Genomic DNA, 14223 nt, shown 5'->3' on the forward strand with positions numbered 1-14223 from the left:
AAATGCTGTAAAGTGAAACTTTAATCAGCCCTCACCAATCGGGCAGCTACGGGCAGTTATTCGCCCAATTCACTTCTTTGCTCCACCCTAATTTTTAAGTGAAAGTTTTACTGCCCGTGAATGCGGGGTAAATCATCCTTACTTCTCTATGATTTACAAATACATATACGGTCATATGTAGAGAATTACTTACATAAAAATTACTATAGTAATTTTTATCTCGCATGAATGAAAGTTTCACGTTACTTACGTACTTACGAAAGGATGGGACGGAAATTGGCATACGAAAAATTTGTACTTTGGAATGATGAAGTTATTGATACAACAAAACAACAAACGTACATAGAACTTGAAGAGAGAGGTTCGCAGTTCGGAGATGGTGTCTACGAGGTTATTCGCCTATATAAAGGGAACTTTCATTTATTAGATCCGCACATAACGAGATTATATCGATCCATGGAAGAAATAGAATTATCGCTCCCTTTCTCAAAAGCTGAGCTCATCACTTTACTTTACAAATTAATTGAACGAAATCATTTCCATGAAGATGGCACAATTTATTTGCAAGTATCTCGTGGTGTACAAGCTCGCACACATATATTTTCATATGACAACCCTCCAACAATTTATGCCTATATTACAAAAAAAGAAAGACCAGCGTTATGGATTGAATATGGTATACGCGCTATATCAGAACCCGATACTCGATGGCTACGCTGTGACATTAAATCATTAAATTTATTACCAAACGTACTAGCTGCTACGAAAGCTGAACGAAAAGGCTGTAAAGAGGCACTTCTCGTAAGGAATGGTATTGTAACGGAAGGAAGCCATTCCAACTTCTTTTTAATTAAAAACGGAACTCTTTACACACATCCAGCCAATCACCTTATTTTAAATGGCATTATTCGTCAATATGTCCTTTCTTTAGCGAATACTCTTCACATACCTGTACAGGAAGAACTTTTCAGCGTTCGTGACGTTTATCAAGCAGATGAATGCTTTTTTACAGGCACAACGATTGAAATTTTACCAATGACCCACCTTGATGGAACCGCGATTCAAGATGGGCAAGTTGGGCCTATCACCAAAAAACTGCAAAAATCATTTAATCAAATCTTGTTACAATCCAATATGGCATCTTCTTAAACCCGAATAATTTCTGTCCTTTCACATTCAATATATGCATTTAAATGGAAATCAAGGTGTAAATTTATGCCTTGATTTTTTCTTGTAATCTTTTTGTCATATTCAGATTCCCACATAAGCCTTGACAGTAATCGACATGCTCTTTAGAATTTTTAACAGTTGGTAAATATTTCTTCACTACATTACAGACAGAAAGGAATCGACAAATTATGAAAAAGTATCTTGCCGGTCTTGCGGCAGTGTCTGTAGCAGGAGGAGCAGCACCTACACTTGATAGTGTTCAAGCTGCACCTGAACAAAATACACAAAAGGCTGCTACAACTGTCCAAGCTTCTGCGTCAAACAACTCATCTTATACGGTAAACGCGAGCGTATTACATGTTCGTGCGGGATCAAGCACTTCTCACGACATCATCTCACGCGTTTATAACGGTCAATCACTAAACGTGATTGGCGAAGAAAATGGTTGGTTCAAAATTAACATTAACGGAAAAACAGGCTTTGTTAGTGGCGAATTTGTATCAAAAAGTGGAGCAGCAAACAACAATGTAAGCACAGGTGGAAATAATAAAGTTACCGCTGATGTATTACGTGTACGTACAGCTCCTAACACTTCTAGTTCTGTTTCTGGACGTGTATATGAAGGACAAACATTAAACGTAATTGGACAAGAAAATGGTTGGGTGAAAATTAACCATAATGGACAAGTAGGTTATGTAAGTGGCGAATTCGTATCTGGCGTTTCTTCTAATGCAGGTTCTTCAAACAACAATACGAATAATAACAACCAAGAAGTAAAACCAGCAAGCGGAAACTATACAGTAAATGTATCTTCCCTTCGTGTTCGTACTGGTCCTAGCACTTCTCACACAACTGTAGGTTCTGTCAAAAAAGGACAAGTAGTACAAGTTGTTGGCGAAGTTCAAGATTGGTTCAAAATCAATTACGCAGGACAAACTGCTTATATAAGCAAAGACTACGTAACAAAAGGTGGTTCTAACGAAAACGTTACAGAAGGCAACAAACAAGAGCAAAACAATAATGGAACTATTCAAACTGGTGGTTCTTACGTAGTTAACGCTACATCTTTACGTGTTCGTACAGGCCCTGCCGCTTACCATAGTGTAATTGGTGGCGTTTTAAACGGTACAACATTAAACGTAGTTGGATCTGAAAACGGTTGGTTTAAGGTAAATTACCAAGGAAAAACAGGCTTTGTTAGTAGCGAATTTGTAAAATTCGTTAAAGGTGGCACTACTACTCCTGAGCAACCAAAACAACCTGAACAGCCTAACCAAGGTGCAATTGGTGACTACTACATTAATGCTTCTGCACTAAATGTACGTAGCGGCGAAGGTACAAATTATAGAATCATAGGCGCACTTCCACAAGGTCAGAAGGTTCAAGTAATCTCTGAAAACTCTGGATGGAGCAAAATTAACTACAACGGTCAAACTGGTTATATCGGAACACGTTACCTATCTAAAACACCAGTTGGAGGCGCAGTAGATAATAAGCCTAACAATAACCAAAATAACAATCAAAACAATAACAACAATAATAATACAGGCAACAATAGCGGCGACAGTTCTTCCGTACTTGCATATGCAAAATCAATGCAAGGTGTACCATACGTTTGGGGCGGAAGTTCTGCTAACGGTGTTGACTGCAGTGGTTACATCTACCACGTATTTAAGAAATTTGGTCATAACATTAACCGCCAAAGTGTTGCAGGATATTGGAGTAGCCTACCAAAAACTTCAAGTCCACAACCTGGTGACTTAATTTATTTCCAAAACACTTATAAATCTGGTCCTTCTCACATGGGTATCTACCTTGGGGGCGGATCATTTATCCAAGCTGGAGATAACGGTGTAGCAATCGATTCATTAAGTAAATCTTATTGGAAGAGCCACTTCTTAGGATACACGAAAGCACCTTAATTAATAGTTTCAAAGCCTTCTAGTTTACTAGAAGGCTTTTTTGCTATGAGTTCAACATATTACTCCCTTTCTCCTACCTTCTCTCTACAAAAATAATGTATCCATTCTTCCATTTCATACACTTTATTCTGCAAAAACAATGCATAACGTTATCATAATGTATATATTCCCATAAAAAACATAACCTATTTCATGTCTATTTATTTCATATGTGTTTTTTTGAAGAATTTTCTTTTTATTTAAACTTTTCATTAGACGTTTGACCTCCGATGTCCATTATGATAAGTTACTTAAGATGTTATATTCGTAAACGTATAGACAACTGGTTTATACACTGTTTTTACTATGAGGAAGGAGCATACACTGCATGAATCTTTTATGGGGAATTGGCGGCGTGATTGGAGTATTAGCAATTGCATTCTTACTATCTTCCAACCGCAAAGCTATTAATTGGCGCACAATTTTAATTGCGCTAGCATTACAAATGTCATTTTCATTTATCGTATTACGATGGGATGCTGGTAAAGCAGGTTTAAAACACGCTGCTGACGGTGTTCAAGGATTAATTAATTTTTCTTACGAGGGAATTAAGTTCGTTGCTGGGGATTTAGTCAACGCAAAAGGACCTTGGGGATTTGTATTCTTTATTCAAGCACTACTTCCAATCGTATTTATTAGTTCATTAGTAGCAATCTTATATCATTTTGGTATTATGCAGAAATTTGTTAGCGTCGTTGGTGGCGCATTAAGTAAACTTCTTGGAACTTCTAAAGCAGAAAGCTTAAACTCAGTAACGACTGTATTTTTAGGACAAACTGAAGCTCCAATTTTAATTAAACCTTACTTAGCACGTTTAACAAATAGTGAATTCTTCGCTATTATGGTAAGCGGTATGACAGCTGTTGCTGGATCTGTTCTCGTCGGTTATGCAGCAATGGGTATTCCGTTAGAGCACTTATTAGCAGCTGCAATAATGGCAGCTCCATCAAGCTTATTAATTGCGAAATTGATTATGCCAGAGACAGAAAAAGTAGATAATAACGTTGAACTTTCTACAGAACGTGAAGACGCAAACGTTATCGATGCAGCTGCACGCGGTGCATCTGAAGGTATGCAACTTGTTATTAACGTAGCAGCAATGTTAATGGCTTTCATCGCATTAATCGCTTTATTAAATGGATTATTAGGATTGATTGGTTCTCTGTTCGATATTAAACTTAGCCTTGATTTAATCTTCGGTTACTTATTATCACCATTTGCAATCTTAATCGGAGTTTCTCCTGGTGAAGCTGTACAAGCAGCAAGCTTTATTGGTCAAAAACTTGCAATCAACGAATTCGTTGCATACGCAAACTTAGGACCACACATGGCAGAGTTCTCTGACAAAACAAATCTAATTTTAACATTCGCAATCTGTGGATTCGCAAACTTCTCTTCTATCGCAATTCAATTAGGTGTAACAGGAACGTTAGCTCCTACTCGCCGTAAACAAATTGCACAATTAGGGATTAAAGCAGTTATCGCTGGTACATTAGCGAACTTCTTAAATGCAGCAGTTGCAGGTATGATGTTCCTATAAACTTATATAGAGTCTTCTCTTTCTACAAGAGGAGACTTTTTTCATACAATCCAAGCGTCTTTTGTGCATCTATTAATCACTTTATGCCAAATATAATAACATTATGATACAATAATGTTTAAGTCTTTTTATTTTTCTAATAAAAATAGCGATACTACTTGTCGTTGCCCTTCAAAAGAATGTAACGACATGGTCAATTTCTTAATAATTGTGCATACTACAAGTATCTATTGATGAAATAGCTTTAAGGAGGAAAGGTTTGTGAAAGATAAGTTCTATAAAATCCTCTCTATGTGGATTTTACAAATTGTATTTTATTTTACTACTGTACATGTGACGAAATATGAGCATGCGCTCATTTTTACAATAATATACGTAATCGTAAATGTACTATTCTTATTTTTAGCTGACAAAACAGCATTTGTTTTCTTCATACTAGGAACCATTATTTCCGTATTTTATTTGTTCTATCAAGCATGGCTTCATTTATGGAGTACATCAGATCAATGGCAATATATGATTATCCACTTCCTGATGGCAGCTAACTTCTTCATTGTATATATAACAACTCACCTATTGAAAAAAGTGATTCATGAAAATAAAACTTTAACTGAGCGTGTGAGAACATTAGAACAATATATTGGAGAATCAAAATTACTAACAAGACAAGAATTCGAGAGACGCCAAGCATTATTAACAACTGCAATGAATCGTCGTAATGAAACAGGCGTTATCATTTACTTTGATTTCACTTCCTTTAGTAAATATACGAAGGAAAGTGTTATGGACCGTGTAGCTTCCTTATTAGTTGAAACGGTAAGGAATGATTTTGACCTTGCTGCTGAATATGATAATAATACGCTAGTTATTTTATTACAAAACACAAATGAAGCTGGTGCTGACATTGTAATGAACCGCCTAAAACCAAAAATGGAGCAATGGCTTGCTGCTGAAGCAATCCGAGATATAAAAATTTCACGCGAGCACATTGGAAACAAAGGACAGACACTGTTATGATGACTCTCGTTATACTTCTTTTATTCCTTCTGTTTTGCGTACTCGTTTTTTGGATCAGCATCACATTTTCAATTAAATATGTACTGATTTTTACGGCCTTTCTATTCTCCGGCTTACTCGTTTACTACTCTTTCTTAACAATTGCGGGCTTAATTCATCGAAATAGCAAACGAAAAGATCGTACGCTAGAACATTATCCGAGCGTCGATATTTTCATACCTGCCCATAATGAAGGCGTCGTTATTAAAGATACTTTAGAGGCGATGGCGAAGATTGAATATCCTGGAAAGCTAACTATTTATTTATTAAATGATAACTCTCAAGATGAAACACCTGAAATCGGCGATGATTTCGACAAAGCTTATGCTCATATTCGCCATATTCGTGTTCCCCCCGGTGAACCGAAGGGTAAATCACGTGTACTAAACTATGGGCTTAGTATTTCAGATGGTGAATACTTCTGTGTGTACGATGCAGATAACCAACCTGAACCACACGCACTGCGAATGCTTGTAGAGCACGCTGAAACAACTGAAGATGCTGTTGGAGCTGTTGGACACGTTCGTACAGTAAACGAAAAGCGAAACTGGCTGACGCGAATGATTTCACTGGAATTTCAAATCTTCCAGCTCCTTATGCAATCTGGACGCTGGTTACTATTCCAAACAGGCTCACTGACAGGAACAAATATGCTTCTTCGTCGCTCCGCACTAGAAGAGCTTGGTGGCTATGATCCTTATGCAATTGCAGAAGATGCTGAATTAACATTAAGAATTACACAAAAAGGTTATCTCTTACCAATCGTCCCAGAATCAGTTACTTGGGAACAAGAACCAGAGCATTTAAAAATTCTTATTAAACAACGTACACGTTGGCTCCAAGGGAATTTATACATTTTAGAAAAAATGTTCTCGTCATTAAGTTTCTTTAAAGGAAAGCTGCTTGTTCATTCCTTACAACAAGTTCTAGTGTATGTTGTATTTTGGCTATTCCTAATCATTTCAAACGTTTGGTTTGTAATTGGGCTACTCGGGATATTCCAAATTCAATATAGCATTCCGCTACTATTTATGTGGTATGTCGCATATATTACATATGTTTCTCAATTATTTAGTGCCCAGAGTGTCGAACGAACCTTTACACCGACTAATATTTTTATTAGCGTTATTATGTACTTTACGTACGCACAGCTCTTTACGTACTTATTTATTCGTAGCTTAATCTTATACTTACGTGCAAAGAGCAAGAAACAAGTCATTGGCTGGGATAAGACAGTTCGATTCAAAAAAGATAAATAATAACAATAAGCACAGAGCGCCGTATGCTCTGTGCTTATTTATTGCCGTATAAATTATATATCAGACAATACCCCTTAGCTGAAAGTAATTTCACGTCCATCCCCCAACGAACGATCGACCTTCATTTATATACGAAAAAGTGATTGCTATTTTTGTAGAACCAATTGCTTCTCTTGCTGTTCTTTGCGCGTTTCAGTCTTAGGTTCCGTGCTTTCTTGGACACTACGATGTGCCACACGTTTCAAACAAATATGCTTCCACTTTCTTTCGTAACGTTTCATTATTCTAGATGTCCCCCTTGAATGCGCTTTAAAACTATTTGAAATCGCTTACAGGAAATAATATAGCACATATATATAAACGTGACAACACATTTCCGACATATTTTTGACAAAAATACGAATAGAATTCGTAAGGTATCGAATATTGTCGAAACCTATCGTTTTTTCTTCGTATAAAAGGCATACTACTTATATGGTAAAGTATTTTATTTCCCCTACCCGCATTTCAAATTCCTTCTATATAAAGTGAAACTTTCATTACCCATCACCAATCGGGCTTTTACAAGCAGCTCGATTTATTTGCTTTTGCTGAATTTTGAGGTGGGGTTCTTACTGCTCAGCAAATAGAGGGATAAAAAAAGAGCTGATATGAAATCAGCTCTTTTCCTTCTATTATTAATGACGCTTCATACGTCCTTCTTTTTGTAACTCTTTAAATAATGCTGCCATCATAAAGAAAATAACAAAGACGAACGGGAATGCTGCAATGATAGCTGCCGTTTGTAAGGCTTCTAATCCGCCAATATATAATAGCGTAGAAGCTATCGCGGCTAGAACGATACCCCAAATCATTTTAATACGATTTGGTGGGTTTAAACTACCATGTGTCGTTAACATCCCTAAAACGAATGTTGCAGAGTCTGCAGATGTAATAAAGAATGTAGAAATAAGAAGAATCGCTAAAACAGATAAAGCTGATCCAAAGCTTCCCATCTGATCAAACATAGCAAATAATCCTACTTCTGTTCCCATCTCTTTAATTTTTTCAAAGATATGTGCATCACCAAACAGCTCCATATGAATACCAGTCCCGCCGAACACAGAGAACCAAAGTGCACCAATTACGGTCGGCACAAGTAACACACCGATAACAAACTCACGAATCGTACGACCTCGTGAAACACGAGCAATAAACGTACCTACGAATGGTGACCATGCAATCCACCATGCCCAATAGAAAATTGTCCACGATTGAATCCATTGGTTTCCACCTTCGTCTAATGGACTTAAACGGAAGCTCATGCTTGGTAATTCCTGAATATAAGAACCGATTGTTGAAGTGAAGTAATTCATAATAAAGTTTGTTGGACCCGCAAATAATACAATGATCATAAGTGCAAACGCAAAAATAATATTCGTATTACTTAAATATTTAATTCCTTTATCAAGACCTGTTTGCGCAGATAACATAAATAATACTGTTACGATTGCAATAATAACTAACTGAGTCGTTAATGAGTTCGGGATAGATGTTAGATAACTAACACCACCTGCAATTTGTTTTGCACCGAGACCTAATGATGTTGCAACACCAAACACAGTTGCGAAAACAGCTAACACATCAAATGAATGAGCAATACGCCCGTGTTCCCCGCCCTTAAATAACGAACCTACTGTCGCACTAATCGTACTTGCTTTTCCTTTTCTAAAGGTAAAGTAAGCAATACATAACGCTACAAACGCATATAGTCCCCAAGGATGTAATCCCCAATGGAAAAATGAAAAACGCAGTGCAAGGCGCGCACTTTCCTCAGTTGCACTCTCTCCAAACGGAGGTGCGTATAAATGGTTTAATGGTTCGGCAACGCCCCAGAAAACTAAGCCAATACCCATACCAGCACTAAATAACATAGCAAACCATGTCATATAACTATAATCAGGTTCGTCATCATCTTTACCTAAACGAATAGAACCGTATTTCGAAACAATTAAAAAGATAGATACACCTAAAATAATAGAAACGGAAATAATATAAAACCATCCAAACTTACTAACTAATGCAGTTTGAATTGCGGTTGTTACATTTCCTAAGCTACCTTTTCCAATAATAGATTCGGGAATAATCCCCCAAATTGTAAATGCAATACATAATGTTAATGAAACGATGAATGTTTTTGTCAGTTTCCTCATCAAATCCCCCTTCGTAGGTTTCGTTTTTGTAAACAACATAAATTCCGATATGTAAAATCGGATAGAAAACTATAATTTTGCGGTGATTTTCTAACTTTCACCTTCACCAATTCGAATTCTTATGGACAGCCTTACCTTTCGTATAACCTTTTCACTCTGCAAGAGCTACAAGTTAGAAATACTGCTGTCAAATTGTGTGAGAAAAACGCGGATAGGAATGTATTTTCCTAAAAAAGGATGTGTTACATATGTAAAAAAGGGCAAAGTTCTTCCTTGCAACCCTTTCGTTTTGTAACAATTATGCGGTTTTTTTGCTAGTATATAGCACGTGTTTATAGCTTCACAAACAAAATGTTTATGTTTATATAACTATATTACCCATAAAACGGTAAAATACTCAAGGAATGTAATCGTTTAGTAAACATTATGTAACATTCCTGTAATATTTTTATTTACGTCGAAAAAAACATGTTGTATTAAATATTTTGAATATAACTAGAAACCTATGAGTCATATAGAATGAAAAACGCTTTCCTATATTTTTTGTTATATTACAGGATGTTAACGACTTATTACGAATGGTTTGTAATTGTGTGTTTTCCCCAAATCCGAAAAAATCTGTTGCTATAATGAGGACACGAAAACAAACGCAATGGAGGCTATCATGAAAAAATTAATTGGTATAGCAACAGCAGCAGTTTTTGGTCTTGGGATTTTCACATCATCTGCTAATGCAGAAACTGTTGTAACAACAGACGTACTAAACGTACGCGAAAACCCTACTACTGAATCAAAAGTTGTCGGTAAATTACTAAACGGTAATAAAATAGATGTTCAAAATACAGAGAACGGATGGTCAAAAATTACTTTAGACGGTAAAGACGCATTCGTAAGTGCAGAGTTCACAAAAAGCATCTACTACGTAACAGCTAACGTATTAAACGTACGTGCTGAAGCGAACACAAACTCAGAGGTTCTTGGAAAGTTGAAGAAAGACGATGTAATCGAAACAACGAACCAAGTACAAAATGAGTGGTTACAATTTGAATATAACGGGAAAACAGCTTATGTTCATGTTCCTTTCTTAACAGGTACAGCACCTGTAATTGAGAAACAAGAAACAACTGCTCCTGCTAAAGCTGCAGCACCAGCTAAGGCTCAAGCACCTGTAGCACAAGCAAAACCAGCTGCTAAGCCTGCTGTGAAAGCTGCTGAAACTAACACACCTTCTGGTGGTCGTGAGTTAACAGTTGTAGCTACAGCATATACAGCTCACCCGAGCGAAAACGGTGGCACATATGGCGGCCGTGTATTAACTGCAATGGGTCATGATTTAACTGCGAATCCAAATATGAAAATGATCGCTGTTGATCCGAAAGTAATCCCATTAGGATCTAAAGTATGGGTAGAAGGTTACGGAGAAGCTATCGCTGGAGATACTGGTGGTGCAATTAAAGGTAACCGTATTGATATCTTACTTGGATCAGATAGCGCTGCTCAAAAATGGGGACGCAAAACTGTTAAAGTGAAAATTTTAAAATAACCAATGACTGCTAAATTACAAGCCGGTTCTCTTTATTGAGAGCTGGCTTTTATTTATTTATAATACATATAAGGAGGCTACGCCCATGAATTTACAAGCAAAAGTAGACTGGATTGGTACGCCAAAACCGTACATATATAAAGATGAAGTGACATATAACGCTACTTCTATTGATTTTTCACTCGCTGGCGATGATAACCGCTATAAGTTAATTGTGCTCAAGTCTGAAAACAATACACATTACAAAATTGTGCAATATGGAATAAAACCAGGCTCTCAAAAGCCATTTCCTATCGACATTCCATTTGAACAAAACATGTTACCAATTATAGAACAAATATTACATGATCCATATGTACAAGCGATACTAAAGGAAACACACTCATAATTGTAAAAAAATATATCAACGATTTTTCAATTATATCTATCATAAATCGCAATATATCAACGATTTTTCGATTATATCTATCATAACTTACGATATATCAACGGTTCGACACGAAATATCGATTTAGCTACAAAAAAGAAGCTGTTCAAATATTGAACAGCTTCTCTCATATTAACGAGTTGGACCAGATACATCTTCTGATTTCAACGTATTATTTGCACCAAGAGAATGATACAACATCTTTCCATTTCCATTCACAGTTATAATATGTTCGTTATTAAAACTTTTGAACTTCACAGATCCATCACCGTAACGAATATGGTACTCTTCATATGTCGTTACTTTATATTTCGTAGCACTTTGACGCTCTACATTACGAACTTCCATCGTTAATAAGTCTTCTGTAATTCCTTTTTTGTGTAAATACTGTATATAATCACGGTCTTCCTTATACGATTTCCCGCTCTTATCATAATTATTTTCAATTAAACTAAAATCATTTAATGAAATTGCACGTACGTTATCATAAATATGATTTCTTACAAATTCGCCCACTGCTGAACTTGATGTTTCTTTCGGGAATTTTAAGTAATATGTGCTTTGGTCTCCAATTTTAACACTTTCAGATTTCATCACACCAAGATCAGTAGTTTTCTCTAAATGTACTTCTACTGTTTCATCTGTTGGTACAGGACCAAGTTTATAACTTCCATAATTTAATTTTCCACGTTTTTTCCCATTCACAAATACAGTTGCATCACTTTCATCAGAAGAAATGCTTACATACTTGCCTTCAAGCGATAAATCCACTTTCACCTTCTCGCTCTGTTCATCCGCTAGATCTACTTCTTTCTCTGTTTCTAATTCAGTAAGTTCTGTCTTCGCCGTTGCCTTTACAACATATGTACCTGGGAAGTATGGCCCCAACTCTTTCGAAGTTTTATCACTAGAAAGCTCTGCTTCTTTTTTGTCATTCACATATATTTCTGCATTTTTTGCAGTTGTACTAACGCTCATATAATAAGATTTCATGCTGAACTTATACTTTGGATATAAGAACCACTCTTTTCCCTCTTCTACTATTTCCCCGTCCTTAAATGAAGATTTATCTTTTGTTAACTTTTGATCTACTGTCTCTTTCTGTAAATAAGACAGTAATTGTTTGTTGTAAGAAGGATTCTCTTTTAAATAACGCATGTACGCTTTAAGATCCTCTGTCTTAATCTTTAAGCTTGAATCATTTGCTTTTACAAACTCATCAATTGCATTAATATCTTTCTTTTGGAATGCTTCAATCATTACATTTACTTGCTTTTCTTTTGAAAACTTATATGCTCCAAATTTATATGCCCCAAATAATAATGCAGCAATAATGGCAAAACCAATGATTAAAAATAAATTTTTTTTACTTTTCACTGGTTTTGTCTCGCTTTGTAATTCTGTATATGAAGCAGCAGTGTTATCAACGATTACTTCTACTTTACTCCCACACTCAGGACAAAAGTTCAAATGGTCTGCAACATTCTTTTTACATGTTCCACAAAACTTCAACGTGCTCTCCTCCTATTTCTTAGCTAATTTCATTCCAGCAAATGCCGCTACATATGTCACAATAAAACTAAACAAAATTAAATATGTAAATGAATTTTGCATAGATAGTACTGTTCCGCTTGTTCCAAATAAACTTGTTACAGTTCCTGAAACATTAATTTGGAACTTAGAAATCATATTCATTACAATCATCATAATTGTGTAAGAACCACTGCATACCGCTAATGTAATATATATATTGGCAGTCAGTAATTTAGCTAACTTTCTTCCCGCTCTAAACATAAAGAACAATGGAATAATAAGCAGTAATAAACCGTAATGGAATACGTTATTCACTTTATCAAATTCTGCAAGGCTTCCCTCATTTGCTCCTTTTGAAATCAATATCTCTCTAAGCTCTACGCCATTTACAGAGACGCCTGATATAAATGAAAACGATAGTGTGCTCTCATATGCATTTGATTTCTTACCAATTCTAGTAAATTCCTTACTAAGTGCTGGACTTGATACTTCTAACGGCGCAAAATGAGCCATACTCCATAATTGAGGTGTTAACTCTAATGCTAATAATGTACTTTCAGATTTTAAAGTTGTTATTTCTTTTAATGGTTCAATACCGTCTTCCTTACTTACTAACGCCATAATACAAACCGCTACTGCTGTTACTAAAAGTCCTTTTATCATAGCCGAAACACCGTAATAAACAGACGCTCCATATGGCATTAACTCTTGAAATGCTGCCGCCATATTGTTTTTGCTTGTATGAGCAATAAATCCTAATAAGGTAAATAATGTCCCACATACAAAACCACTCAATAAACTCTTCATCGCTGAATAGCCAACCGTAATCTTACCTGCTTCTGAGAATGGGATTGCAAAAGATTGTGATGCTATAAAACTTATAATGAATAAAAAGACTCCATAAATAATACCAACTGTTGCTGCCATAAAGATTTGATCTTTAATCGTTTTCGCAACATGCTGTTTCCCTAACCAAATTCCTGTACCAGCGAAAATAATAAATGGAATGATTAATAATAATGTAAATGGAGTATGCCAAGATAAAGAAAATATCAATCCACTATCATCGTTAGCTGTAAAACCAAGTAAATGGTAACTTAACATCGTAGAAGTTGCACTCGAATAAAAACTTGGCAACATTTCTAATTCTTTCGCAAATTTGCTAAACATCTCACTTAACATAGAGGCAAATAATAAACTACCAATCCAACCAGCAATTAACATGAGAATACTTGCAACAGCCCCACCAATAAAACCTTTTTGTAAAACGGCTTTATCTGCTTTAAATTCAACTTTAGGAGCACCATCCATTGTAGGCAATTTTACAGTTTGTTCTTTTTTCTTCACAACAGATAAAGAATACCCACACTTTTGACAATATAAATTTTTTTGAGCATTTTCACTGCCACAACCTCTGCAGTATTTTGCAGTATCTTTTTCTAATGTTACTGCATCTATAGCTCCTGCAATCTCCATACTACCTTCATTTGGGCAATAATTTACTTCTTCACCATGTTGTTTTCCACATGTGCGACAATACAT

Annotated in this window: 10 protein-coding genes; 7 read left to right on the forward strand and 3 right to left on the reverse strand. The window is 35.9% G+C overall.

What is annotated here, in order from left to right:
• Window positions 1–264: 264 nt before the first annotated feature.
• The 5 genes from GBN91_RS15195 (at window position 265) to GBN91_RS15215 (ending at window position 6986) form a co-directional block, all read left to right on the forward strand.
• Complete coding sequence (locus GBN91_RS15195; protein WP_074618720.1) at window positions 265–1149, forward strand: D-amino-acid transaminase; 885 nt, start codon at window positions 265–267, stop codon at window positions 1147–1149.
• 209 nt (window positions 1150–1358) lie between these two features.
• Window positions 1359–3092 (forward strand): C40 family peptidase, encoded by a 1734-nt coding sequence (locus GBN91_RS15200; protein WP_000760273.1) that lies wholly within the window; start codon window positions 1359–1361, stop codon window positions 3090–3092.
• 367 nt (window positions 3093–3459) lie between these two features.
• A complete protein-coding gene (locus GBN91_RS15205; RefSeq protein ID WP_001051015.1) occupies window positions 3460–4671 on the forward strand; it encodes a NupC/NupG family nucleoside CNT transporter in 1212 nt (403 codons plus the stop codon).
• Window positions 4672–4932: 261 nt separating this feature from the next.
• Window positions 4933–5688 carry a diguanylate cyclase domain-containing protein gene (locus GBN91_RS15210; RefSeq protein ID WP_000653220.1) on the forward strand — a complete coding sequence of 252 codons (756 nt, stop codon included), beginning with the start codon at window positions 4933–4935 and terminating at the stop codon, window positions 5686–5688.
• Window positions 5685–6986, forward strand: a complete 1302-nt coding sequence (locus tag GBN91_RS15215; RefSeq protein ID WP_000988751.1) for a glycosyltransferase family 2 protein — start codon at window positions 5685–5687, stop codon at window positions 6984–6986. Before GBN91_RS15210 ends, GBN91_RS15215 begins: the two co-directional genes overlap by 4 nt.
• 677 nt (window positions 6987–7663) lie before the next feature.
• Here the strand turns inward: GBN91_RS15215 and opuD are convergent.
• Window positions 7664–9178 (reverse strand): glycine betaine transporter OpuD, encoded by a 1515-nt coding sequence (opuD, locus tag GBN91_RS15220; RefSeq protein ID WP_152121682.1) that lies wholly within the window; start codon window positions 9176–9178, stop codon window positions 7664–7666.
• Window positions 9179–9842: 664 nt separating this feature from the next.
• On the opposite strand from opuD, the gene GBN91_RS15230 reads away from it, so the two are divergent.
• Both GBN91_RS15230 and GBN91_RS15235 read left to right on the forward strand, forming a co-directional pair.
• The gene (locus GBN91_RS15230; RefSeq protein ID WP_000733326.1) at window positions 9843–10721 is read left to right on the forward strand and encodes a cell wall-binding protein EntA; all 879 of its coding nucleotides are present in this window, start codon (window positions 9843–9845) and stop codon (window positions 10719–10721) included.
• Between the two features lie 85 nt (window positions 10722–10806).
• A complete protein-coding gene (locus tag GBN91_RS15235; protein ID WP_152121684.1) occupies window positions 10807–11109 on the forward strand; it encodes a DUF3910 family protein in 303 nt (100 codons plus the stop codon).
• Window positions 11110–11280: 171 nt separating this feature from the next.
• On the opposite strand, the gene GBN91_RS15245 is transcribed toward GBN91_RS15235, so the two are convergent.
• Both GBN91_RS15245 and GBN91_RS15250 read right to left on the reverse strand, forming a co-directional pair.
• Window positions 11281–12660: a zinc ribbon domain-containing protein gene (locus GBN91_RS15245; protein ID WP_016123791.1), complete on the reverse strand. Its 1380-nt coding sequence runs from the start codon at window positions 12658–12660 to the stop codon at window positions 11281–11283.
• A 12-nt stretch (window positions 12661–12672) separates the two neighbouring features.
• Window positions 12673–14223: a zinc ribbon domain-containing protein gene (locus GBN91_RS15250; protein ID WP_152121686.1), complete on the reverse strand. Its 1551-nt coding sequence runs from the start codon at window positions 14221–14223 to the stop codon at window positions 12673–12675.

Origin of the sequence: Bacillus sp. B1-WWTP-T-0.5-Post-4 (assembly GCF_009183795.1) — a bacterium.
Taxonomy (GTDB): domain Bacteria; phylum Bacillota; class Bacilli; order Bacillales; family Bacillaceae_G; genus Bacillus_A; species Bacillus_A cereus.